21 protein-coding genes are annotated in these 20649 nt (G+C 69.8%); 5 read left to right on the forward strand and 16 right to left on the reverse strand.

What is annotated here, in order from left to right; genetic code table 11:
* From AB0M95_RS28220 to AB0M95_RS28240, 5 genes are all read right to left on the reverse strand, one after another.
* On the reverse strand, positions 1 to 599 hold a 599-nt coding region (locus AB0M95_RS28220), incomplete at its 3' end, for a hypothetical protein (protein WP_363770705.1).
* 629 nt (positions 600 to 1228) lie between these two features.
* Positions 1229 to 1300, reverse strand: a complete 72-nt coding sequence (locus tag AB0M95_RS28225) for a hypothetical protein (protein ID WP_363770882.1) — start codon at positions 1298 to 1300, stop codon at positions 1229 to 1231.
* Entirely contained in the window at positions 1269 to 1802 is a 534-nt protein-coding gene (locus AB0M95_RS28230) for a hypothetical protein (protein ID WP_363770708.1), read from the reverse strand. The genes AB0M95_RS28225 and AB0M95_RS28230 overlap by 32 nt, the downstream gene beginning before the upstream one ends.
* 229 nt (positions 1803 to 2031) lie before the next feature.
* Complete coding sequence (locus AB0M95_RS28235; protein ID WP_363770711.1) at positions 2032 to 3795, reverse strand: endonuclease/exonuclease/phosphatase family protein; 1764 nt, start codon at positions 3793 to 3795, stop codon at positions 2032 to 2034.
* Between the two features lie 339 nt (positions 3796 to 4134).
* The gene (locus tag AB0M95_RS28240; RefSeq protein ID WP_363770714.1) at positions 4135 to 5019 is read right to left on the reverse strand and encodes a YegS/Rv2252/BmrU family lipid kinase; all 885 of its coding nucleotides are present in this window, start codon (positions 5017 to 5019) and stop codon (positions 4135 to 4137) included.
* 211 nt (positions 5020 to 5230) lie between these two features.
* Here AB0M95_RS28240 and AB0M95_RS28245 point away from each other — a divergent pair, with 211 nt between their 5' ends.
* Positions 5231 to 5794: a PadR family transcriptional regulator gene (locus tag AB0M95_RS28245; RefSeq protein WP_363770717.1), complete on the forward strand. Its 564-nt coding sequence runs from the start codon at positions 5231 to 5233 to the stop codon at positions 5792 to 5794.
* Complete coding sequence (locus AB0M95_RS28250) at positions 5791 to 6771, forward strand: hypothetical protein (protein WP_363770720.1); 981 nt, start codon at positions 5791 to 5793, stop codon at positions 6769 to 6771. Before AB0M95_RS28245 ends, AB0M95_RS28250 begins: the two co-directional genes overlap by 4 nt.
* A gap of 106 nt (positions 6772 to 6877) precedes the next feature.
* Here the strand turns inward: AB0M95_RS28250 and tatC are convergent, their stop codons facing one another.
* From tatC to AB0M95_RS28275, 5 genes are all read right to left on the reverse strand, one after another.
* The gene (tatC, locus tag AB0M95_RS28255; RefSeq protein ID WP_363770723.1) at positions 6878 to 7741 is read right to left on the reverse strand and encodes a twin-arginine translocase subunit TatC; all 864 of its coding nucleotides are present in this window, start codon (positions 7739 to 7741) and stop codon (positions 6878 to 6880) included.
* 56 nt (positions 7742 to 7797) lie between these two features.
* The gene (tatA, locus tag AB0M95_RS28260; RefSeq protein ID WP_363770725.1) at positions 7798 to 8160 is read right to left on the reverse strand and encodes a Sec-independent protein translocase subunit TatA; all 363 of its coding nucleotides are present in this window, start codon (positions 8158 to 8160) and stop codon (positions 7798 to 7800) included.
* A gap of 66 nt (positions 8161 to 8226) precedes the next feature.
* On the reverse strand, positions 8227 to 8415 hold the full coding sequence (locus AB0M95_RS28265) for a hypothetical protein (protein ID WP_363770728.1): 189 nt from the start codon (positions 8413 to 8415) through the stop codon (positions 8227 to 8229).
* 72 nt (positions 8416 to 8487) lie between these two features.
* On the reverse strand, positions 8488 to 9444 hold the full coding sequence (locus AB0M95_RS28270; protein ID WP_363770731.1) for a WYL domain-containing protein: 957 nt from the start codon (positions 9442 to 9444) through the stop codon (positions 8488 to 8490).
* Positions 9441 to 10385 carry a WYL domain-containing protein gene (locus AB0M95_RS28275; RefSeq protein ID WP_363770734.1) on the reverse strand — a complete coding sequence of 315 codons (945 nt, stop codon included), beginning with the start codon at positions 10383 to 10385 and terminating at the stop codon, positions 9441 to 9443. The genes AB0M95_RS28270 and AB0M95_RS28275 overlap by 4 nt, the downstream gene beginning before the upstream one ends.
* A gap of 37 nt (positions 10386 to 10422) precedes the next feature.
* Between AB0M95_RS28275 and AB0M95_RS28280 the strand changes: the two genes are divergently transcribed.
* Positions 10423 to 11523 (forward strand): DUF3866 family protein, encoded by a 1101-nt coding sequence (locus tag AB0M95_RS28280; RefSeq protein WP_363770737.1) that lies wholly within the window; start codon positions 10423 to 10425, stop codon positions 11521 to 11523.
* A 54-nt stretch (positions 11524 to 11577) separates the two neighbouring features.
* On the opposite strand, the gene AB0M95_RS28285 is transcribed toward AB0M95_RS28280, so the two are convergent.
* The 5 genes from AB0M95_RS28285 to AB0M95_RS28305 form a co-directional block, all read right to left on the reverse strand.
* On the reverse strand, positions 11578 to 12531 hold the full coding sequence (locus AB0M95_RS28285; RefSeq protein WP_363770740.1) for an FKBP-type peptidyl-prolyl cis-trans isomerase: 954 nt from the start codon (positions 12529 to 12531) through the stop codon (positions 11578 to 11580).
* Positions 12532 to 12842: 311 nt separating this feature from the next.
* On the reverse strand, positions 12843 to 14201 hold the full coding sequence (pafA, locus tag AB0M95_RS28290; protein WP_358521592.1) for a Pup--protein ligase: 1359 nt from the start codon (positions 14199 to 14201) through the stop codon (positions 12843 to 12845).
* Between the two features lie 392 nt (positions 14202 to 14593).
* Positions 14594 to 15379, reverse strand: a complete 786-nt coding sequence (prcA, locus tag AB0M95_RS28295) for a proteasome subunit alpha (protein WP_363770885.1) — start codon at positions 15377 to 15379, stop codon at positions 14594 to 14596.
* 39 nt (positions 15380 to 15418) lie between these two features.
* A complete protein-coding gene (gene prcB / locus AB0M95_RS28300) occupies positions 15419 to 16246 on the reverse strand; it encodes a proteasome subunit beta (RefSeq protein ID WP_363770888.1) in 828 nt (275 codons plus the stop codon).
* Between the two features lie 776 nt (positions 16247 to 17022).
* Entirely contained in the window at positions 17023 to 17232 is a 210-nt protein-coding gene (locus AB0M95_RS28305) for a ubiquitin-like protein Pup (RefSeq protein WP_358521594.1), read from the reverse strand.
* A 232-nt stretch (positions 17233 to 17464) separates the two neighbouring features.
* Between AB0M95_RS28305 and AB0M95_RS28310 the strand changes: the two genes are divergently transcribed.
* The gene (locus AB0M95_RS28310; protein WP_363770743.1) at positions 17465 to 17944 is read left to right on the forward strand and encodes a hypothetical protein; all 480 of its coding nucleotides are present in this window, start codon (positions 17465 to 17467) and stop codon (positions 17942 to 17944) included.
* A 121-nt stretch (positions 17945 to 18065) separates the two neighbouring features.
* Positions 18066 to 18947 (forward strand): serine/threonine-protein kinase, encoded by an 882-nt coding sequence (locus tag AB0M95_RS28315; RefSeq protein WP_363770746.1) that lies wholly within the window; start codon positions 18066 to 18068, stop codon positions 18945 to 18947.
* A gap of 55 nt (positions 18948 to 19002) precedes the next feature.
* On the opposite strand, the gene dop is transcribed toward AB0M95_RS28315, so the two are convergent.
* Positions 19003 to 20520, reverse strand: a complete 1518-nt coding sequence (dop, locus tag AB0M95_RS28320; RefSeq protein WP_363770749.1) for a depupylase/deamidase Dop — start codon at positions 20518 to 20520, stop codon at positions 19003 to 19005.
* Positions 20521 to 20649 lie beyond the last annotated feature (129 nt).

Genomic DNA, 20649 nt, shown 5'->3' on the forward strand with positions numbered 1-20649 from the left:
AGCGTGCCACTACCGGGGGAAAACCACACGAAGCTGGGAGGGACCGGCGGCGGCCCCGTCGGCTCCACATAACACGGACCCAGATCCTTCCACGCCGTCGTGGTCAGCGGCGGCAGCCCCTGAGGATTTCTCGTCGCCTCGAAATCATGCGCCTCGGTCATCCCCTGAGTGGAGTTGAAGTAGGAGACGATCTGCCCGGTCGAGTAAGGGATGCCCGGCCCCCATGCCGCGTGATAGCAGTCACCGGCGGCGGCCGTGGACGCGGTGCGCGGCAACGCCGGAGCCTTCGATGCCGGCGGCTTCAACCCGCCCTTGGCAGGCTCCTTGGAAACCTCCCGCCGCACCTCCAACGGCAAAGCACCCTTCGGCCGCTTCGCGGGCGCGACGATCTTGGCACCTTTTACATCCGCCTTTGTCGCCTCGGTCGGCACCAGTTGCGGCAACCCGGCCGCGGACCCCGTGCGCTGCACGGGAGTGTCCACATGGGACGAGTCCGCCCACGCGCCGGACGGGGGAACCGTTTGGGCAGTGGCAAGGGAAGTCAGGCCATCGGGAACGCCGACTCCCGAAATGAACACCGCGAACGCGGCGGTGAACATAGTCGCAACTGACCGTCGCCGAGGCAACCACGAACGCCGCATGAGCTCATCCCTGTAGCCATGCCGAAAAAGACCACAGCCCTCGCCTGACGAGCGAACGTCGCGGTATTTACTCGACCCTGAACAGACCACCTTGAAGAACAGTCGAAATTTACGTGAGAGATGAGACGCCAACAACAGTGAGATGAATCACATCACAGATCGCAACGGAACAACACGCAGGCGGTGACCACCCGTCCATCCCATGTGCGGAGCACGTCCTCGAGCTTGACATGAGCGGGCGAGGTCAACTCGCAGATATCGGCGGTCGGGTCGCCGACCGTGGCCCTATCCCCTCACGATTAAGTGCGATGTACAACTCGACGACCATTACGGCAGGAGCAGAATGTCATGGAATATCCAATGACCGGGCGACGTCCAGCAGGGCTTATATTGAGCAATATTAAGGCAATGGGGACCGGGGTGGTCGGCGTGTGCGACATCGAATTCACTACGCCGGGCACTGCGTCGCACGTTTAAAGTACGCGATTCGCTCGCAAGATGCAGCCAGTTCCCGCGAGTCGGTTGAGACGATAACAGAACACCTGAACCGACCAGGCGTATCGGCTAAGAACTGTTGACAGAACGAGCTACGCCGCAGTGGGTGGTCCGAACCAGGTGGTCAGCGCGTCATGGAGCCCCAGGTGGGTTCGGTCTCCCACCCAGGCCACATATCCGTCGGGCCAAAGTCAACACGGCAGTGGGAGCGGTGACCACGCCAAGTACCGGAAGCTCCCAGATACCAACGTATTCGTCGTCGATCAACTGAACCCGATCCGCCATGGAGTGATGTCGAGGCCGGGCGGGCTCATCGAGGTTGAGTAGCATCGGGCGGGCATCGTGCAGCGGAGTGAATACCGGCAGCGGGCCGTCGGCGGTGACCAGGTCGAGATCAGGCATATGGAGTCCGAGCAGCGGATGTCTCTCACCGAGGTCGTAATGAATGCCCTGACCATCATCGCGGCGAACCGTTTGCGAGGCTCGTCCATGCTGAGGAGCTCGCAAACGTGTCGCCCAAGGCCTTGCTTCGGGCGTTTGGGCGGCGAAGCGCGATCTGCGCCATCGTGTTGCGCAGCACTCGGGCAGCGATCGGGTGCCGAGCGCCTCGCCGAGATCGCGCAGGGTGGGTGCACTGGTGTGTCCGAGGTGCTGTTCGGTCGCCACGACCCGCACCGGCCCTCCATCATCCCCTTCATCGTCCGCTGTGGATGGACAGCCTCCTCACGAGGCGGCAGGCCGGGCAATGACCGGGGTGATCCCGACCGCTCGAACCTGCCTGCGGTAGACGTCGGGGTCATGGCCGCCTATTCCAAGGTCCCTTTTGTTGAAGGTTCTCAGGGTCCCGCGGGGCCGGGCCCGTGCGAAGGATGCGCGGGCCCGGGCCTGGAGGGGGTTAGGGGCGGACGCGGACGACCTGGGGGTCGTGGTCGCTGGCGCGGTCGGCGTACTCGGCGTTGACGTGGACCACGTCGTAGTCGCGGTCGGCGAGGGCCGCGCTGGTGACGATGTGGTCGAGGACCTGCGAGTTGCCCTCGTACACGTAGCTGTAGCGCTCGCCGGACGGCAGGGTGGTGATCAGGTCGGTCATCGTGGTGCCGGTGAGCAGGTTGGACATGGTGGCGGAGAACTCGAAGTCGTTGATGTCGCCCAGGACCACGACCCTCGCCGTCGGCTGCACGGCGAAGATCTGCTTGACGAACGTGTTGACGATCGAGGCCTGCTGGCCGCGCTTGGTCTCCGACCCCCGCGACGGCGGCTGGGTGCGGGCGTGAAGCGACTGGTCGCCGCCCTTGGAGCTGAAGTGGTTGGCGATCACGACGACCGTCTTGCCCTGGAACACGAACTCGCCGGCCAGAGGCTTGCGAGTCGCCGACCAGTTGGTGTTACGGGGGTCGATCCGCCCCGGGGAGAACGACAGCTGCGCCGCGCCGCCGTTCGCGACCACCGAGACCGCGGCGGTGGCGGTGCCGCCGGGCCGGTCGGTGAAGGAGACCCTGGCGGGGTTGAACAGGAAGCCGACGCGGATGTTGCCGCCGGGCTCGCCGCCATCGGCGCCATTCGTGGGGTTGATCTGCCGGAAGGCGTACGCCGGGCCGCCCGCCGCGGTGATCGCGTTGATGAGCTTGGCGTAGGTCTTGTCGGCGGCGACGACGGAATCGTTGACGGGGCCGTTGTTGTCCTGGATCTCCTCGACGGCGAGGATGTCCGGCGAGCGGAGATTCGCGACGATCCCGGCGGCGAGGCGGTCGAACTTGGCCTGCGGGTCGCCCGGGTCGAGGTTCTCCACGTTGTACGTGGCGATCGCGAGCTGGTCGGCGGCCTGCGGGGTGGTGACCTCGGCGGCGAGACCGCCGTTCCGGCGGGCGCCCAGGGTGGTGGCGGCGATCAGGTACCCGCCGAACTGGTCGTAGTCCAGGGGGCCGATGGTGGGCCCGGTGAGGACGTCGCCGACGTTGGCCTGCGGGAACGGCGAGGACAGCAGGGACATCACCTTGACGCGGCCGGAGTTCTGCGAGCTGTAGGAGCCGTAGACGGTACCGCCGCGCGGGGTGGGGTTCTGCGCCGGTTTGGCGGTGACGAACATCTCGTTGTACGCGTTGGTCGCGCCTACCACGCGCGCGTCGTCGATCTGCACCCGCATGCCTTCCAGCGACTCGAACAGATCGAGCGCGTAGGCGGACGGGTTGAGGGCGAGGGTCTCGAGGTTGCCCGAGGGGGCGTAGGCGGCCGGGATCAGCGCGTCGGTGAGGACGACCGGCGCCGGCAGGGGGTTTCCGGTGGAGCTCGTCGACCACGACGGCTGGGTCAGCTCGGTGAGCGACTGACCTCCGGCCGAGGAACCGCCGGGGTAGTACTCGCTGACCATGCCGGTCACGCTGAGCTTGTTGCCGACCGCGGTGGCGGGCGTCGACGATCCGGTGTAGACGAAGATGCCCTCGCTGGTGCGGGGGTCTGCGTCGGGGGCGGGGTCCTGGATCCAGAAGCCCTTGCTCGACCCGGTGGAGCGGATCGCCGTGACGATGCCGGTGACGGTCACATTCTGTAGCGCCGCCTTGCGCGTGGTGCCTTGGATCGCGTGGATGGTGGTGGGGGCCGCCGCCGCGGGCGTGGCGAACAGCGCCGCCGAGGCGACGACCGCGCATGACAGCAGGCTCACGGTCGTGAGCCGATACCGCGAAGTTCTCACGGGGTTCCTCTCTTCGGGCGTCTGGTCAGGGGATGGAAAGGCCAGATGAGCCGCAAGGAGGGTCGCAAGATAGCGGATATGACGAAATGTCAGTTGATGCCGACAGGAATTACCGGGCATCGTCGAAACGCGCCGCTTACATCGTGGAAAGCCGGGTGACCAGCATCCTCGCCGCGCGAGAACGCGCCCGGCCGCCGTACCGGCCGGGAAACACGACGTGAAGACCTCGCGACGTGAGGCGACCGCCTCAGGCCGTCCGGCCGGTCCTGCCGGTCCGGAGCCACGCGGGACCGGCCGCCGGACGGGGCGTCAGGGGGCCGGGGCGAGGACGCGCAGGGCGCCGGGGACGATCTCGCAGGCGAGTGGGAGGGGGCCGAGGCGCTCGCCGTCGGCGTAGGCGACGACGTCCGGGGCCTGGACCGTTACCTGCCGGGCACGGTGGGTCGTGATGGCGGGGTGGCCGAGGTGGGTGCCCCGGTAGACGCGGGGGAAGACCCGCAGGAACGCCGCCGTGCGCATCGGGCCGACCACGAGCACGTCGAGCAGGCCGTCGTCGGGGACGGCCTGGGGGCACACCCGCATGCCCGCGCCGTAGGAGCCGGTGTTGGCGACGGCCACCAGCATGGCCTCGCGTTCGGCGGTCTCGCCGTCCAGGGTGAGCGTGAAGGGGACGGGCGCGAAGGACCGCAGTTCCTGGAGCATCGCCAGCAGGTACTTGGCCGCGCCGGGCGGGCGGGTGAGCCGGTTGGCCCGCTCGTTGACCTTGGAGTCGAAGCCGCAGGCCATCACCCCGGCGAACCACTCGCCGCCGCCGGTCCTGGCCGCGTCGACCACCCGCGCCCTGCCCGCGGCGACGACACCGGCCGCCGCCAGCGGGTCCTTGTGGGGGATGCCGAGGGCGGCGGCGATGTCGTTGCCCGTGCCCGCCGGGATGACGCCGAGCGGGACGTCGCTGCCGGCGACGGCCTGGAGCGCCAGGTGCACGAGCCCGTCGCCGCCGAACGCGACCAGCGCCTCCGGCTGTTCGGCGACGGCGGTGCACGCGCGTTCGAGCGCGTCGTCGGCCGAGGCGCCCACGATGACCGACACCGGCCGGCCGCCCTCGCGCAGCCGGCGCACGACCGGGTCGAGCAGGCGCAGGGTGCGGCCGCCACGGGCCGCGGGGTTCACGAGGACTACGAGCTCACCGGCCATTACCGGAACATATCCGCACCAGACCGGCTGATCTAGGGCGTGTCCCTAGATCATGGAGTTCGGGGTGCGGAGCCAGATCCTGATCGATGCGACGTAGCTGGTGCCCTGGTAGATGAACTGGCGTTTGTCGGTGCGTAGGTATACGGGCTGTCCCCATTGCTGACCGGGACCGACAAGGCATATACCCGTATACGAATGATAGTATTCGGGCATGCCCTTGACCGCGGTGGACAATCCACTGACCCTGCGGCTGCTCGGCCTTCTGGTGGAGCAGCCGATGCACCAATACGCGCTGGCGGTTGCACTTAACGAGCGCTATCCGTACCTGCACGCCAAAAGCGGCTCCGTCTACACGCTCGTACGGTCGATGGCGGTAGCCGGATGGGTGGCCCCGACCGGAGTCGAGCAGATGGGCAACCGCCCGTCGCGTACCGTCTACGCCCTGACCGATCAAGGCTGGGACATCTTCAAGGAACGGGTGCGGCGGCAGATCCGCGAGGCCAAGGTGACCACCTCGGCGTTCGTGGACGCCATGGCCTATCTCGGCGCGCTGGACCGGGCCGAAGCCCCGCAGCTACTGCGCGGGCGACAGGAGTCGCTGGAGGAGCGGATCGCGGAGCTGGAGCAGGCGAGCGACCCCGGCTTGCCGGAGATCACCATGATCGAGGTCGACTTCGTCCTGTACCAACTACGCGCCGAAGCGGAATGGATCCACGCGCTGATCGCACGCATCGACCTTGGCGAGCTGGCATGGCCGGCAAAGGGACAGACATGAGCGGATTGACCTACGGCATCTACGCGGCCAACCAGGTCGCCGCCACGGCGGGCCCGCCGGACGACCCCGCGGCCATCGACGACCTGGTCGGCGGGCTGAGCGGCGGACGGCCCTTCGTCGTCCGCGAATACATGCACTTCCTGGGAACGCCCGCAGACCCCGAAAAGGCGCAGGTCCTGGCGCCCATGCGGCGGATGCGCGCGCTGACCATGCCCGACCAGTGGTACAGCACAGGGAACCGCAGGCTCGACTTGGTCCTGTGCTATCTGCCCGCCGAGTGCGACCTCGACGGGTGGCTGGCCTTCATCGAGCAGGCCATTCGCCGATACGGGGCTATCGCGCGCTTCCTGCAGATCACCCTGGAGCCCAACTTCAAGCTGCCCTGGATCGACGGCAGTTCCCCCGGAGTCCTCGACGCCCTCACCTCCGGGACGTGCCACGCCCGGCGCCTGCTCGACGCAGCGGGCCACCGTGACGTCCGCCTCGGCTTCTCCGTCGCCGAACCGCCCGAATTCCTCGGCGGCGACGAGGAATTCTGGGCGCACCTGGAGGCGCTCACTCCTGCGGACTTCGCGGCCCACGTCGACTACATGGGCCTGGGGCTCTATCCGGACGCCTTCTCTCCCGTACCCGAACCCGCCCTGGCCGGGCTCACCGAGCACGCACTGCGCCACCTGCGCGAGCACAGCATGCCCCGCGCCCACCTCGGCCCGGACGTGCCCATTCACGTCGCCGAGAACGGCACCCCCACCGGGCCCGACCGCACGCCCGAAGACCAGGCCGCCCGGCTCGACATCATGATCCGTACGGTGGCCGCCGCCGCCACACGCTACAACGTCACTCACTACGAGCTGTTCGGTCTGCGTGACGCCGACTCCGCCCGTGCCGAACCGACCGCCCAACTCGGGCTGACCACCAGCGGCTACCAGCCCAAGCCCGCCTACGACGTCTACCGCAAGTTGATCGCCGAAGGGTGAGCGCCCCTCGGCCCATGGCCGCGCCGTGGCGGCGCGGCGCGCAGACCCCGCCTGGGCATGGCGAAGCCGCCGCACGGCGAGGCGTGCGGCGGCGTGGTCGGTTCAGCTAGTCCAGGGGCGGGCCGGCGACGGGGCCGTCCAGTTCCTCGGCCAGCTCGCGCTGGCGCTGGGCTTCGAGCTGTTCCTTCTTGCGATCGTGGAAGTACATGAAGATCTCCGCGATCAGGAACATGCCGACCATCGGCACGGCCAGCGCCAGCATGGTGATCGGGTCCTGACTGGGCGTCGCCACGGCGGCGAACACGAACATCAGGAAGATCACCATGCGCTGGTGCTTGCTGACCACCTTGAACGGCAGCACGCCGATGAGGTTGAGGAACACCATCAGCAATGGCAGCTCGAACGAGAGCCCGAAGATGACCAGCATCGCCATCATGAACCCGACGTACTGGTCCATGCTGATGAGCGGGATCACGTTGCCGGGGGCGAAGCCCAGCAGCAGGGCCAGGCCCTTGTCCATCGTGAAGTACGCCAGCGCCGCGCCAGCCACGAACAGCGGGACCGCCAGCGCCAGGAACGTGATCGAGTACCGGCGCTCGTTGCGGTAGAGCCCCGGGGTGACGAAGGCCCAGACCTGGTACAGCCAGATCGGCGCGGCCACCACGGCGCCGAACATCAGGGCGACCTGAAGGTTCACCATGAAGCCTTCGAAGACGCCCTGGATCACCAGCGTGCACTCGTTGTTGAGCTTGTGCGCGGCGGGCAGGCGGCAGTACGGACCGGTCATGAACGTCCACAACCGGTCGAAGAAGACGAAGCCGATCACGGTGCCGACGATCAGGCCGAGCATGGCCTTGACCAGACGGTTGCGCAGCTCACGGAGGTGATCCATGAGCGACATGCGCCCCTCGGATTCGGGGGCGGCAGCCTGGCCGTTGTCGGCCGGGCTCGACCGTTTCAGCAGTGCCATCCGGCGTCCCTGTCTTCGCGGGCGGTCAGGTCATGCGGGTCGTGCGGGGCCCGCGCTCAGACGGAGCCCTGGTCCTTGGGGCCCTGGGCGGCGGAGGTGCCGCTGACGGTCGCCTCGCCGGCGCGCGCCCCGGAGACGGTGCGCAGCTTGGCGTTCTCCTCCTCCAGCAGGCGCAGCCGCTCCTCGACGGACGGCGCCGGGGGCTGGAGGGGCTGCGGCTGGACCACGATGGGCTGCGCCGAGGCCTGCGCGGTGGCCGCCCTGGCGTCGTCCTCCTCGTGGAGCTTGGTGGTCTCCTTCTTGAACAACCGCAGCGACTGGCCCAGCGCGCGCGCGGTGTCGGGAAGCTTCTTGGCGCCGAAGAGCAGCACCAGGACCAGCCCGATGATGATCAGCTCGGGCGCACCCAATCCACCCATGTCACATCCTTACAGCAGAGCGACGTGCAATCTCAGGTCGATCGTACGCTCTGCGGGATGGTTACTTCACCCCTCCTGGCTTTTCAATGCGCCCGCGGAGGCCCCGGAGGCGGCCCGGACGGTCTCAAGACGGCCGGCCGTCCGCTCGATTTCACGTGTCAGACCCCGTACGGCCACCAGCACGCGGGCCGTCAGGACCCCGAGCGGGACCAGTCCGGCGACGGCCAGGCCGACCGTGACGTAGATCCACATCATGAGGTCGCACTTTATACCCAAGGCCGGGGTGAAATATCGGGGTTCGATCACATCGCGGGACCGGGACGGTCGTCAGCGGGCCGACTCGTACAGCTTCAGCGCCGCCGACGCCTCCTCACGCACCCGCCGCGCCAGCGGCTCCGGCGCGATCACCCGGCCGCCGTCGCCGAGGCGCAGCGCCAGCCGCACGACCAGCCCCTGGTCTCGGGCGCGCAGCGTCACCCGCAGCCGTCCCTCCCCCAGCTCGGTGACCTCCTCGCACGGGTAGTACTCGGCGACCCAGCGCCCGGCCGGGGTCAGTTCAAGCTCCACCAGCTCGTCGGTCGGCGAGGGCCGGAACACCCCGTCGGTGACGTCGATCGGCTCGGCCTCGGCGGGCGGCTCGGCGGGGACGTCCAGCACCTCGACGCCGATCATGCGGTCGAGCCGGAACAGCCGCATGCCGTCGGCGCGGTAGCACCAGCCCTCCAGGTAGGAGCGCCCGTCGACCACCACCAGCCGGGTCGGGTCGACCTCACGGGGCGTGATCTCGTCGCGTCCCGGCACGTAGTAGCGCAGGGACAGCCGGCGCCGCCGGCGCAGGGCGTCGGTGGCCGTGGTCATGGCGTCGGGGGCGGCGTCCAGCTCGAAGGCGACCTGGCTGCTGACCGCCGCCGCGCCCTCCCCCGCCGCGCCCTCCAGCTTGGCGACCACGCGGGCCAGCGCCTCGCTGTCCTCGAACTCGGGCAGCTCGGCGAGCATGCGCAGCGCGACCAGCAGCGCGCTGGCCTCGTCGACGCCGAGGCGCAGCGGACGGGCGATGGTCTCGGCGTTGTCGATGAGGATCTCGCCGCCGTCCCAGGAGACGTCGATGAGGTCGCCGGGGGTGTGTCCGGGCAGCCCGCACATCCAGACGAGCTGCAGGTCGTCGATGAGCTGCTTCTCGGTCAGGCCGAACAGCTTGGCGACCTCCGGGACCTGCGCGCCCGGGTGGGACATGAGGTAGGGCACCAGGGCCAGGAGCCTCGGCAGCCGGTCGGCGCTGCTCACGCCAGCGCTCCCTTCAGCCTGCGGATGACCGCCTCCCGGAGGTCCGGGGGGTCGAGGACCTCGACGTCGGACGCGAAGCCGACGATCGACCCGGCGATCCACTCGGGGTCGGCGAAGTCGAGCGTCACGACGTCCCAGCCGTCGTCGCCGGGCCGCACGGTGCCCGTCTGCCGCAGCCACTGGCAGGTGCCCGCGCGGACGCGGACGGTGGCCTCCCGTTCGGGAACCAGGCTGTCGCGGTGGCCGACCATGGAGCGGATGTCCACGTCGTCCGGCACCGTGACCGCGCCCGGGCGCCCGACCGGCGTGACCGGGCCGCTGATCCTGCTGAGCCGGAACACGCGCGGAGCGCGGCGCTCGCGGTCGTGGCCGACGAGGTACCAGCGGCCGCGGCGGCTGACCACACCCCAGGGCTCGACGGTACGGGTGAGCAGGACCTCGCTGCCGGCGGCGCGGTAGTCGAACCGGACGACCCGACGGTCGCGCACGGCCTCCCACAGGCCCGGGAAGGCGGGGTCGCGCGTGTCCACGCGCAGCTCCAGCGGCCCGGCCGCGGACTCGTCGGTCTGCACTCCCCCGGCCCTGAGCTTGAGCAGCGCGCCGCTCGCGGCCCCGGCGAGGGTCGCCCGCTGCCAGACCTGGGCGGCCAGGCCGAGCACGGCGGCCTCGTCGGCCTCCAGCGTGATCTCGGGCAGCTCGTACGCCTCGCGCTCGATGCGGTACCCGGGCTCGTCCTCCCAGGGGTCCTTGTGCACCTGGACGGGGATGCCGATCTCGCGCAACTCGGTCTTGTCGCGTTCGAACATGCGCTGGAAGGCCTCGTCGTTGCCGGCGTCGTAACCGGGCACGGCATGGCGGATCTGCTCCGCGCTGAGCGGGCGCCGGGTGGCGAGCAGGCAGATGACGAGGTTCAGCAGCCGCTCGGTCTTCCGCCGGGACATCGGGCCTCCCTTCTCATGGTGACGCTACCCTTGCCGGGTGATCAGGTGGCGCAAGGGCGAGGTACTGTCGGTCCGGCGCGAGTGGCCGGGGGCGATCGAACTTCAGGTGAGCCTTCCCGAGGGGGAATGCCGGGCGCTGGCCTACCCGCGGCTGGTGGGCCGCCCGGAGCCGGGCGACACGGTGGTGCTCAACACGACCGCGCTCGCCATGGGCCTCGGTACTGGAGGCTATGCCATGGTAGTGGCCGTACCGGATCGTTTGCCCGAAGATCCGCAAGGACCGGGCCACCTGGTCAAGGCACGGTACACCCCGCTGCAGGCGACGGTGCTCGGCGCCGACGAACAGGACTCCCCGTTCCACGACGTTCTGCGCGACGCGGACTCCGTGGACGGCATGCCGGTGGTCGTGGCCGACCTGCACTCGGCCCTGCCCGCCGTCCTGTGCGGGCTGTACGGTTCGCGGCCCCCGGGGGGCGAGGGCGCCTCTCCGCCGGCGGGGGCGCCGAAGGTGGCCTACGTGATGCTGGACGGCGGCGCGCTGCCGGGCTGGTTCTCCATGTCCGCCGCGCGACTGCGCGAGGCCGGGTGGCTGTGCGGCGTGGTCACGACCGGCCAGTCCTTCGGCGGGGACGTCGAGACGGTGACCGTCCACACCGGCCTGCTCGCGGCCCGGCACGTCCTCGGCGCCGACGTGGCCGTCGTCACCCAGGGGCCGGGCAACCTCGGCACCGGCACACGCTGGGGCTTCTCGGGCGTCTCGGCGGGCGAGGCCGTCAACGCGGCGGCCGTCCTCGGCGGGCGCCCGGTGGCGGCGCTGCGGGTGAGCGAGGGCGACCTGCGCGAACGCCACATCGGCGTCTCCCACCACTCCCTGACCGCCTACGGCCGGGTGGCGCTGGCGCCCGCGCAGGTGGTGGTGCCGGAGCTTCCGGGCGTGTTCGGCGACCGGGTGAGCGAGCAGGCCGCCGTGCTGGCCGGCCGCCACGAGCTGGTCCGCGTGCCGGTCGACGGCCTGGAGGAGGCGCTCCGGCGAAGCCCGGTGAAGCTGTCCACGATGGGCCGCGGCCTGGACGAGGACCTCGCGGGCTTCCTGGCCTCGGCCGCCGCCGGCCGCCACACCGCCTCCCTGCTCGCCTGATCGAACTGAAGGGGATGCGCCCCCGCGCTGGACGGGCGCGGGCGCCCCTGGGGGTCAGTAAGCTCCCAGCACGTCCACGACGAAGACCAGGGTGTCGGTGCCCTTGATCTTGTCGCCCTGGCCGGCCTTGCCGTAGCCGAGGTCCGGCGGGATGGTGACGAGCATGCGGCTGCCCACCGGGACGCCGACCAGGCTCTGGTCCCAGCCCTTGATGACCTTGCCGACGCCGATCGGGAACATGATCGGCTGACCGCGGCCCCAGCTGCTGTCGAACTCGGTGTCGGTGCCCCAGATCTTGCCGGTGTAGTGGACGAGGATCGTCTGCCCCGACTTGACCACCGGCCCGGTGCCCTTGATCACCGTCTTGCTGACGAGTTCCTTGGGCGCGGCGGCGTCGGTCTTGGTGGTCAGCTTGGGAGCCTGGTCGCCGCCGGGGTTCTGAAGGGTGACGCCCTTGACCCCCGGGTCGGTGGCGGTGCCCTGGGCGGCCTTGGCGGTGGGGACGCCCATCACGTCCACGATGTAGACGCTGGCGATCGAGGTGTCGGCGCCCTGCGACTTGGCCTGCTCCATCTGCTCGGCGGTCAGGCTGTCCTTGGCGACGACGGCGAGGAAGCGGCCGCCGGGCTTGCTGTCCTGGAACGCCTTGTGCACCACCGAGGGCAGCTTGCTGTCGACGGTGATGAGCTGCGGCGCGCCCTCGTCGTAGGTGGAGCCGGACTGGGCGTTGGTCTTGCCGTCCCAGCTGTAGGCGGTGAGGTTGGCGACGACCGCGTCACCGTCCTTGAGCTGCGCGCCCTGGCCGGCGGTGATCGTCTGGGACGAGGACGTCGCGGGCGGCTTGCCCGAGGGGAAGGTGACCTGCGGTTTCTTCCCGAACTCACCGGCGACCTTGACGCCCGAGGACGCGCCGGACGAGCCCCCTGTCTTGGCGGTGACGTCGCCGCCGTTGCCGCAGGCGGCGGCGAACAGCAGCGGAAGGGCGGCGAGAAGGGCCAGTCGGCGCATGGGTATCCCTCGGAGAGGCGTCACGTTCGCGTAACACTACCCGACGGCCACGACCATGAGGATCACACGGCCCGATCTTGCCGAAGCGTGACCTTACCTTCGTAAACCCTTCTCGCGGAGACACATCGGCCGCTCGGGACACACGCAGGACATACGCGAGGCAGCCACAGGGAACGCCCGGGTAAAGCCGGGAACGGCGGACGCGCACAGGCCCCGCGAGCCTTCGTCCGGGTGAAAGTTTCACGTCCGGCCCCGCCGGCCCGCCGACGCCGGGGCGAGGGCGGGCCGGAGCGGGAGAGGCGCAGTGCGGCTCACATGCCGGCGATCAGCTTGTCGACCCTCTCGTCCACGCTGCGGAACGGGTCCTTGCACAGGACCGTGCGCTGGGCCTGGTCGTTCAGCTTGAGGTGCACCCAGTCGACGGTGAAGTCGCGGCGCTTCTCCTGCGCCTTGCGGATGAACTCGCCGCGCAGCCGCGCCCGCGTGGTCTGCGGCGGCACCGACTTGGCCTCGAAGATCTTCAGGTCCGAGGCCACCCGCTCCACGGCTCCGCGCCGCTGCAGCAGGTAGAACAGCCCCCGCTTGCGGTGCACGTCGTGGTAGGCGAGGTCGAGCTGGGCCACCCTGGGCGAGGACAGCGGCAGGTCGTACTTGTTGCGGTAGCGCTCGATGAGCTGGTACTTGGTGACCCAGTCGATCTCGCGCGACACCAGGTCCAGGTCGCCGGTCTCGACGGCGCGCAGCGTGCGCTCCCACAGCTCCAGCACCCTGCGCGTGGTCGCGTCGCCGCCCCGCCGCTCGACGAAGTCGCGGGCCTTGGACAGGTACTCCTGCTGGATCTCCAGCGAGGACGCCTCGCGGCCGTTGGCCAGGCGCACGCGCCTGCGGCCGGTCATGTCGTGGGAGACCTCGCGGATCGCCCGGATGGGGTTCTCCAGGCTGAGGTCGCGCATGACCGTGCCGGCCTCGACCATGCGCAGCACCAGGTCGGTGGCGCCGACCTTGAGCAGCATGGTGGTCTCGCTCATGTTGGAGTCGCCGACGATGACGTGCAGCCGGCGGAAGCGCTCGGCGTCGGCGTGGGGCTCGTCCCGGGTGTTGATGATCGGGCGGGACCGGGTGGTCGCGCTCGACACCCCCTCCCAGATGTGCTCGGCGCGCTGCGAGACGCAGTACACCGCGCCGCGCGGCGTCTGGAGCACCTTGCCCGCGCCGCAGATGATCTGCCGGGTCACCAGGAAGGGGATCAGGACGTCGGCAAGGCGGCCGAACTCGCCGTGCCGGCCCACCAAATAGTTCTCGTGGCAACCGTAGGAGTTGCCGGCCGAGTCGGTGTTGTTCTTGAAGAGGTAGATGTCCCCCGCGATGCCCTCCTCGCGAAGCCGCTTCTCGGCGTCCACGAGCAGGCCCTCGAGGATGCGCTCGCCGGCCTTGTCGTGGGTGACGAGTTCGACGACGTTGTCACATTCGGGGGTGGCGTACTCGGGATGGCTGCCGACGTCGAGGTAGAGGCGGGCGCCGTTTCGGAGGAACACGTTGCTCGATCGGCCCCAGGACACGACTCTGCGGAAGAGATACCGCGCCACCTCGTCCGGGGACAGCCTGCGCTGGCCCCTGAACGTGCAGGTGACGCCGTACTCGTTCTCCAAGCCGAAGATGCGACGATCCATCACATCACACTATGTTCTCCGAGCCCGGGAAGGGAGGGATCTTTCCGGGGTTTCGGGGTGAGGACCCCGTGCCAGCACCACCGGGCTGCACTGGATCTCCCCTCGGGCGCATAGATCTCCGTCCCGTTGACCGAGGGCCCCGCCCCGGAGCGCGTGCGGGTGGCGCCTGCGGGCGTGCTCCTCGGTGGTGCCGTCCGGGTACTCGACGGTGACGCAGGGCCTCGGTCCGCGCGGCCGTCGCGGTCTGGGCATCGACGACCGAGAACGCGCGCTTCCCGAAACGTCGCCCCGGAAACACCGCGTCCCGACCCCCTCTCGCGGCGGGGACCGGGACGAATTTCGGTCAGGATCGGCGCCGGCCGAATCCGGACGGGTGGGCCGTCAGGGCGGCGTCACCCACCGGACCCGGTGTCGATGTCCCCCTCCGGGGCGGTCGCGGGACCGTCGTCGGCCCCCTCCGCCTTCGGCGTCTCGGCCGGCGGGGTGCCGTCGGCGGGCGCGCCGCCGAGGAGCCGCTCCAGGCGCGGGCCCGTCAGCCGCTGGAACTTGCGGTGGTCGCGCGAGCGGTCGAGCACGGCGACCTCGAGCTGGGAGACCGGCGGGCGCTCGCCGCCCGGCTCGGTCAGCGCCGACAGGGCGGCGTCCAGCGCCTCGGTCAGCGGCAGGCCCTCGCGGAAGCGGTCCTTCAGGCGGGCCGCCACGGCGTCGGCGACGCCGCCCATGACCACGAAGCCGTGCTCGTCGGTGACCGAGCCGTCGAACGTCAGGCGGTAGATCTGGTCGCCATCCGGGGTTTCGCCGACCTCCGCCACGACGAGCTCGACCTCGTACGGCTTGCGCGACTCGGTGAACACCATGCCGAGCGACTGGGCGTACAGGTTCGCCAGCCCCCGGGCGGTGACGTCGCCGCGGTCGTAGGTGTAGCCGTTGATGTCGGCGTAGCGGATGCCGCCGAGGCGCAGCGCCTCGAACTCGTTGTACTTGCCGACCGCGGCGAAGCCGATGCGGTCGTAGATCTCGCTGATCTTGTGCAGCGCCCGGGACGCGTTGGGGGCGACGAACAGAATGCCGTTCTCGTACTGCAGCACCACGACGCTGCGGCCGCGCGCGATGCCCTTCCGCGCGAAATCGGCCTTGTCCCGCATCTCCTGTTCTGGGGACACATATCCAAAGGGCATGGACACCGGTGGTGATCCTCTCGTGGCCGTGGGTTGTGACTAGCGCAGCGGGGCGGTGGGACCGTCGGGGTCGGCCAAGCGGGCGTCGAGGACCTGACGGACGTACCCCTCGACCTCCTCGTCCGGCAGGCGCCGGAAGCCGTCGGCGTCGATCACGGCCACCAGCGGCCAGATCTTGCGGGTGACGTCGGGGCCGCCGGTCGCCGAGTCGTCGTCGGCGGCGTCGTACAGGGCGTGGACGCACGCGAGGATGGTCTCGTCGGCCGTGCCGCCCTCGCGGTACAGCTTCTTCAGCGCGCCGCGCGCGAACAGCGAGCCCGAGCCGATGGAGGCGTACCTCTGCTGCTCGTACGGGCCGCCGCCGACGTCGTAGCTGAAGATGCGGCCGCCGTCGCGGTCTTCGTCGTAGGCGGCGAACAGCGGCACCACCGCCATGCCCTGCATCGCCATCGGCAGGTTGCCGCGGATCATGGTGGCGAGCCGGTTCGCCTTGCCCTCGACCGACAGCGTGCGACTCTCGCGCTTCTCGTAGTGCTCCAGCTCGACGCAGTAGAGCCGGGCCAGCTCGATGCCCATGCTCGCCGTGCCCGCGATGCCCATGCACGAGTGGTCGTCGGTGCGGAAGACCTTCTCGATGTCCTTCTGGGAGATGTAGTTGCCCGCGGTGGCCCGCCGGTCGCCGGCCACCACCACGCCGCCCGCGAACGTGGCCGCCACGATGGTGGTCGCGTGCGGGATGCGATCGCCCACGCCGCCACCGCCACCACCGGCCGCCGCCTCAAGCCGCCCCGGGAGCAGCCCTGGAGCGTACGACCCGACGAACTCGGTGAACGATGTCGACCCAGTGTCCAGGAACAGGTTGCTCATCCAGCCCGGCTGTGCTGCCACGCGACTCCCTCCAAAGGACCTTCAGGCTTCTACGCCGACCCTACTCGTGGTGCTGTGGTGGTTGCACTTCCCACGATCAGCTCAGCGCGAACCGCTTTCGCCCATCAAGCCTCATCTTCCACAAAAATAATCTTTACCCCGCAGGCAGGGCGTGTGATTGTCGGGTTGTCGTGACATGCCGACACCCACGCCTCCAGTATCGGGGAGGCCCCTCGTGAACCGGGCGTGAACACCCGTCCTGGACGAAGACGGTCCACGTCCGCCGGCGATCCGCAGCGCGGAGGACCGGCCCCGGGCGCGCGCCCGCGGAGGACCGTCCTTCCGGACGGGAGGCGGTCGCCGCGAGGGCCGCAGGGGGCGGCCGTGGGGGGTGGCCGCGGGGCGCCGCCTGTGGTGACGGGCGCGCGCAGGCGGGGTCGTGGCGGCCCTGAATTCAGGGGTACATAGGGGCATGTCCGCCAGGCTCCGGGCTCGGTGCGGAGCGGGCGCTCCAAGCCACCCGGGTCCGGCCGGACATGTTCGGCCGCCGGTTCTGTCAGTACCTCAGTGGGTCACTTCAGTGGGTCACGATTCACCGCTCATGCGTCAAGGCCCCGCCACGGCTCGCCGCCGGGCGCGGGCACCTGCCGCTCCGCCCCTGGGTCGCGCCGGCCGGGTACGCCGACCCGCGCGCGTCATCGGGGCGGAGCGGTTCGCCGAGTGCGGTGCCGGCCGCTCGCCATGTGCCGACCGCGTACCCGACGTGGACCGGCCGCCTACTGGCCGCCCTTCTGCACGTAGCTGCGGACGAACTCTTCGGCGTTCTCCTCGAGGACCTCGTCGATCTCGTCGAGGATCGCGTCGACGTCGTCGGTGAGCTTCTCCTGACGCTCCTGGACGTCCGAAGACGCCTGTGCCTCGGTCTCCTCGACCTCGGACTCCTGCCGACTGGTGTGCTTCTGACCGCCGGTGTCCTTCGTCGCCATGTGGTACCTCCGCTTGGGGGACGCATCTGACTCATATCTTCCCCGAACCGGACGACAATTCGCGCGGATCATCCTGCGATCTACGCGAGACCGGCTGGAGGAGGCCGTTCTGACAGACAACCTCCCCGGTACGGGCCATGGCAAATCAACTGAAATGGACTGATTTCGCCCTCACTGGACAGTAGCCCTATCCAATGATTAGATAGGGTCGCTGTCCAATGAGGAGGAAGTCATGCCCGCAGCTTTCGCGGCGTCCGTAATAGCCGAGGCCGTCCAGTTGTCGTCCGCCCTGCCCGCCCCGCCCACCATGTCCCCCGCCTCCATGAGGACCGCGGGCATCCTGCTGATCACCGTCCCCACCGTGACGATCGGCGGCGCGAGCCTGCTCTCCTTCATCGGGCGGCGCACGCCCGGCTACCTGGACAACCCGGTGCGCCGGGGCCTGTGGCGGGCGGGGCACGCCCACGCGGGCGTCCTGGTGATGTTCGCGCTCCTGGCGATGCTCTACGTCGACCAGGCCGACCTGAGCGACGGGCTCAGGACGCTCGTGCGCGTGCTGTTCGTCGCCGCGCCGATCCTCATGCCCCTCGGGTTCTTCCTGTCGGTGGTCAGGCCGGCAGACACGCGGCCGAACAAGCTGATCTGGCTCACCGGCCTCGGCGGCGTCTCCCTGGCGGCGGCCGCGCTCACCTTGGGCGTCGGGCTCGTGTAGACCAGATCGTTACCTGACCCTTTGGGCATTCTCCGGTGATCCGCCCATAGATATGCCGTTAGAGACGGAAAAATAGAGCGGCTGTGGGGGCAGGGCAGGAAGCGGACTGTGAACGGGTGACATGAGAGCGGACCACGCGCAGCTGCTCGGAGATCGATACCGGCTGATCTCGCCGCTGGGCCAAGGGGGAATGGGGATCGTCTGGCGGGCGCACGACCGCCGGCTCGCGCGCGACGTCGCGATCAAGGAGTTGCGGCCCGGCCGACACGACGAGGAGTTCGACGTCCGGACGGCCCGCCGCCACGCGCTGCGCGAGGCGCGGTCGGCGGCGCGGCTCAGCCACCCCGCGATCGTCACCGTCCACGACCTGCTGGAGGAGGACGGCCGGCTCTGGATCGTCATGGAGCTGGTCGAGGCGCTGACCCTGCAGGCCACCGCGTGGCACCTCGGCCGGCTGCCCGTGCACTGGACGGCGTGGATCGGCTTCCACCTGCTGAGCGGCCTGCGGCACGCCCACGCCGCCGGCGTGCTCCACCGGGACATCAAGCCCGGCAACGTCCTGCTCACCGGCGAGCGCGTGGTGCTCAGCGACTTCGGAATCGCCGTGCTCCAGGGAGAGCCGTCGACCCACACCAACCCCATGCCGATCGTCGGCTCGCCCGGCTACATCGCCCCCGAGCGGCTGCTCGGGCATCCGGCGACCCAGGCGGCCGACCTGTGGTCGTTCGGGGCGACGCTGTACTTCTCGGTGGAGGGCCACCCACCGGCCACGGGCGGGGACATCCTGGCCGACCGCTCCCCCGAGGAGGCACGGCCCTCGCGGCGCGCCGGAGCGCTCCGCGGGCTGCTGGAAGGGCTGCTGCACGCCGACCCCGTGGAGCGGCTCACCAGCGACCAGGCCGCCCTGCTGCTCTCGGAGATCCTGCGCAAGGAGGGCATCGCCGTCCCGCCGATGCGCCTGACCGGCAGCGGCCTGTTCCCGCCCGGTGCCTTTACGATGTAGATCACACGCGCCGGGACGGAAACGATCGCGGGGGCCCTGAGCGGGCCCCCGGACCCTACTTCTCGCCCGTGAGGGCGCTCACCAGCTCGGCGGCGGTGCGGCAGCGGTCGAGCAGCTCGCCGACGTGCGCCTTGGTGCCGCGCAGCGGCTCCAAGGTCGGCACGCGCTGGAGCGACTCGCGCCCGGGGATGTCGAAGATCACCGAGTCCCAGGACGCGGCGGCCACCGACTCGCTGTACTGCCGCAGGCACCGGCCGCGGAAGTAGGCGCGGGTGTCGTTCGGCGGCAGCTCGATCGCCCGCTGGACGTCCTCCTCGGTCACCAGGCGCTGCATGCGGTCGCGGGCCACCAGCCGGTTGTACAGGCCGCGGTCGGGACGGATGTCGGAGTACTGCAGGTCGACGAGCTGGAGGCGCGGGTGGGCCCAGGCCAGCCCGTCGCGGGTGCGGTAGCCCTCCAGCAGCTCCAGCTTGGCCACCCAGTCGAGCTCCCGGGAGAGCTGCATCGGATCCTCGGCGAGGCGGGTGAGCACCGACTCCCACCGGTTGAGGACGTCCTTGGTCATGTCGTCCACGGCGGAGCCGAAGCGGTCCTCGACGTACTTGCGGGCCTGCTCGAGGTACTCCATCTGGAGCTGCACGGCGGTCATCTTGCGGCCGTCGCGCAGCGCGATCTCGTACTTGCACGTCGGATCGTGGGACACCGCCCGCAGCGCCGCCACGGGGCTCTCGACCGACAGGTCGCCGGTGAGGAAGCCGTCCTCGATCATGGCGAGCACCAGCGCGGTGGACCCCAGCTTGAGGTAAGTGGAGATCTCCGACATGTTGGCGTCGCCGATGATGACATGCAGGCGGCGGTACTTCTCGGGGTCGGCGTGCGGCTCGTCCCGCGTGTTGATGATCGGCCGCTTGAGCGTCGTCTCCAGGCCTACCTCGACCTCGAAGAAGTCGGCCCGCTGGCTGATCTGGAAGCCCTCGCCCCGGGAGTCCTGCCCGATGCCGACCCGGCCGGCGCCGCAGACGACCTGGCGCGACACGAAGAACGGCGTCAGGTGGCGGACGATGTCCGCGAAGGGAGTGGCCCGGCGCATGAGGTAGTTCTCGTGGCAGCCGTAGGACGCGCCCTTGTTGTCGGTGTTGTTCTTGTACAACTGGATGGGAGCGTTCCCCGGCATGGCCGAGGCGCGGACCGCGGCGTCGTGCATGACCCGCTCGCCCGCCTTGTCCCAGATGACCGCGGCGCGCGGGTTGGTGCACTCGGGCGTGGAGTACTCGGGGTGGGCGTGGTCGACGTACAGCCGCGCCCCGTTGGTCAGGATGACGTTGGCCAGCCCGAGATCCTCGTCGGTGAGCTGCGTTGGGTCGGCGATCTCTCGGGCCAGATCGAAGCCTCGGGCGTCACGAAGTGGATTCTCCTCCTCGAAGTCCCATCTGGCGCGGCGCGCCCGCGCGGCCGAGGCCGCCAGGTAGGCGTTGACCACCTGTGAGGAGGTCACCATCGCGTTCGCGCCCGGCTGCCCGGGTACGGAGATTCCGTACTCGGTCTCGATGCCCATCACCCGCCGTACCGTCACGCTCCCAGCCCTTCATCTGTGCTCTCTCGCACCCGGACCACCGCCGTCGCGTGGCCCGTAATCACGAGCCTAGACCGTCGCGCGGCCGGCGGGACCCTCCGGTCCGCCGCCCGCGCGCCCCTCGGGGAA

The sequence above is a fragment of the Sphaerisporangium sp. NPDC051017 genome (assembly GCF_040683095.1).
Lineage (GTDB): Bacteria > Actinomycetota > Actinomycetes > Streptosporangiales > Streptosporangiaceae > Sphaerisporangium.